We start from the raw sequence: 2912 nt of genomic DNA, 5'->3' as shown, positions 1-2912 counted from the left end.
GAATCGAAATCGGCAGGTGCAGCCGGTGGCCAGGCGACGAGTTGCGGCACCAGCCCGGCCGGCACGCGCAAGGGCAAGTCCAGCAGCAGGTAGCTCAGCGCCTTGCCGTGGCTATCGAGGTTCAGCGCATCGTTCACGCCGCCATCCAGCACGCCATCGAGCACGAAATTCATTGCGTGCAGGTTGGGCAGCAGGTGGCGCGTGACGGGGCTGGGTGCGCGGTGGGCGAACTGGCGGGCGACCAGGCTTTCGGTGATCTGCTCCACCAGCAGCGGCCAGAGTGCCGGCGCCCAGGCGATCACGCTGATGTTCGAGCGATCGCCCTTGTCGCCGGTGCGGCCGTGGGCGGCGTGGTGCAGCGGCACGGTGATGAAGCCGGAGGTCGTCGTCATGCCGAGGCCTCCTCGATGAAACGAAAGCGTGTGGGCACCGCCTCGCGCGGCACCAGGCACGACACGGTGCCCAAGCGCGCGCGCAGGCCGGTGCGCACACCGCCGCCACCGGCCGGGCCGCAGGTGTAGAGAGCGGTCACTTCGCGCGTCAGCCGCTCGGCCGCGGCGCGCTCGGTGTGGTTCAGCGCCACGCGCAGGCGCACGTCGCGCGCGTCGCCTTCGGGCTGCGTTGCCAGCCAGCGGCCGGCATCGTCGGCGAACACGCTGGCCACGCCGATCAGATCCACCCGCAGCGGCCCCAGGCCCTCGAGCCGCTCGCGCAGCACCTGCGCGGCCAGGCGGGCACGCGCCTCGGCGCGCGCACCGGCATACGAGATCTCGCCCTCGGCGAGCCAGCCGGCCTGGTGGCACACGTTGACCTTCAGCGCGGCGGGCCGGGCATGGCCGCGGATGCCGGCGAGCCGCACCCGATCGGGCCCCAGCTCGGTGACGGTGGCTTCGCTCAAATCGGCCACCACATCCGGCGTGAGGTAGGCGGCCGGGTCGTGCACCTCGTAGAGCAACTGCTCTTTGACGGTGTGCGCATCGATGCGGCCGCCGGTGCCGGCGGGCTTGGTGATCACGCACGAGCCATCGGCGCTGATCTCGGCGATGGGGTAGCCGAGCGTGGCGAGGCCGGGCACCTCCTTGAAGCCTGGGTCAGCGTAATAGCCACCGCTCACTTGCGCGCCGCATTCGAGCAAATGGCCGGCCATGGTGGCGCCGGCCAGGCGAGCCCAATCGTCGCGCGCCCAGCCGAAGTGGGCCAGCGCCGGGCCGACAGTGAGCGAGGGGTCGGCCACGCGGCCGCAGACCACGATCTCGGCGCCGGCCAGCAGCGCATCGGCAATCGCCTCGGCGCCGATGTAGGCGTTGGCGCTGACGATGGCGAGATCGTCGAGCGCAGAACCCAAGGCACGCACCAGCAGCGGCCGCGCCGCGGCGCCGCCCAGGTCGTCCCCCTCGACCACCGCCACGCGCAGGGCGCGCAGGCCCAGCTCGTGCGCCAGTGCCTGGATGCGCCGCGCCGCGCCCTCGGGGTTGGCCGCGCCGAAGTTGCTGACGATGCGCACGCCATGCGCCAGGCACTGGGCCAGCACCGGGCGAAGCAGATCGCACAGCAGCGGCTCGTAGCCCGCGGCCGGGTCTTGCCGGCGGGCAAGCTGGGCCAGCGCGAGCGTGCGCTCGGCCAGCGTCTCGAAGATCAGCACCGCCGGGCCGCCGGCGGCCACCAGCGCATCCACCGCCGGGCCGGCCGCGTCCGTGCGGTCGCCCGAGAAGCCGGCGGCACAGCCGACGCGCAGCACGCTGGGGGGAGAAGAAGCCATGGCGCCCACTGTAGGCAGCCCGCGTTGATCTGTGAATTCGAAAGTTAAGATGGGTTGATTCGAAAGGCGAATGAATCATGGACCTCTCGACCCGCCAGCTGCGCGCCTTCGTGGCGCTGGCTGAAACGCGCAGCTTCACCCGCGCCGCGGCGCTGTGCCACCTCTCGCAGCCGGCCTTCAGCGCGCTGATCCGCCAGCTCGAAGAAGCCCTGGGCCAGCGCCTGTTCGACCGCAGCACGCGCCATGTGGATCTCAGCACCGAAGGCCGTGCCTTCGAGCCGGCCGCGCGCCGCGTGCTGGCCGAGCTCGACACCGCGCTGGCCGGCGCGGCCGACTACGCGGCCAAGCGCCGCGGCCGCGTCGCCATCGCGCTACTGCCCTCTCTGGCGGCCGGCTGGCTGCCCGCGGTGCTGGCCGAGTTCCGCGCCCGCTACCCCGCCATCGAGCTGGACGTGGCCGATGTGCTGAGCGAAGCCTGCATCGAGCGCGTGAAGACCGGCCAGGCCGACCTGGCCATCGCCGCCATCCGCGCCGACACGCCCGAGCTGCGCGCCGAGCTCTTCTGCACCGACCGCTTCCACCTCGTCTGCCCCACCGGCCACCCGCTGGCCCAAGCCAAGACCGCACCGAAGCCGAAAGACCTGCTGCCGTACCCCTTCATCCACCTCTCGCGCACGAGCAGCGTGCGGCAGTACCTGGATGCCGTGCTGCGCCCGCTGCAGCTCAATGCAGTGATGGAGGTGGACCAACTCGCCACGGTGGCCGGCATGGTGCGCGCCGGGTTGGGCATCAGCATCGTGCCCGAGCTGGCGCTATTTCACTTCGAGCAGGCGGGGCTGGTGACGCGGGTGTTGCCGTGGAAGGGGCTGGTGCGAAAGCTCTACCTCGTGCGGCGGAGGGATCGGGGGCTGTCGGTGGCGGCCCAGGCGCTGTACGAAGTGGTTCAGGCGAAGCGAGAGGCTTCGTAGGGCAGGGCCGCGATCATCCTGTTGCGCAATCGGCAGCCAGCGGGTAGCTTCCGCACACCCTATTCAGAACCCACCGGAGAACAAAGCATGAAGCGCGTCACCGGCATCGGCGGCATCTTCTTCAAGGCCAAGGATCCGAAGGCGCTGGGCGCCTGGTATCGCGATCACCTGGGCATCGGCGTCGA

3 protein-coding genes are annotated in these 2912 nt (G+C 71.2%); 1 reads left to right on the top strand and 2 read right to left on the bottom strand.

All coding sequences use genetic code 11. The annotated features are described in order from the left end of the window. Both VJ693_RS03010 and VJ693_RS03005 read right to left on the bottom strand, forming a co-directional pair. Nucleotides 1-392, bottom strand: a 392-nt coding sequence (locus tag VJ693_RS03010) for an AtuA-related protein (protein WP_324151985.1), incomplete at its 3' end; no start/stop codon positions are given. Beyond that, a complete protein-coding gene (locus tag VJ693_RS03005) occupies nucleotides 389-1759 on the bottom strand; it encodes an acyclic terpene utilization AtuA family protein (protein ID WP_324151984.1) in 1371 nt (456 codons plus the stop codon). The genes VJ693_RS03005 and VJ693_RS03010, both read right to left, overlap by 4 nt. Before the next feature lie 77 nt (nucleotides 1760-1836). Here VJ693_RS03005 and VJ693_RS03000 point away from each other — a divergent pair, with 77 nt between their 5' ends. Further along, on the top strand, nucleotides 1837-2727 hold the full coding sequence (locus VJ693_RS03000; RefSeq protein ID WP_324151983.1) for a LysR family transcriptional regulator: 891 nt from the start codon (nucleotides 1837-1839) through the stop codon (nucleotides 2725-2727). Nucleotides 2728-2912: the final 185 nt, after the last annotated feature.

It is taken from the genome of Ideonella sp., from assembly GCF_035254525.1.
GTDB lineage: Bacteria > Pseudomonadota > Gammaproteobacteria > Burkholderiales > Burkholderiaceae_C > Ideonella.
The sequence above is the reverse complement of the archived record's forward strand: the minus strand, read 5'-3'. Positions and strand labels throughout refer to the sequence as shown.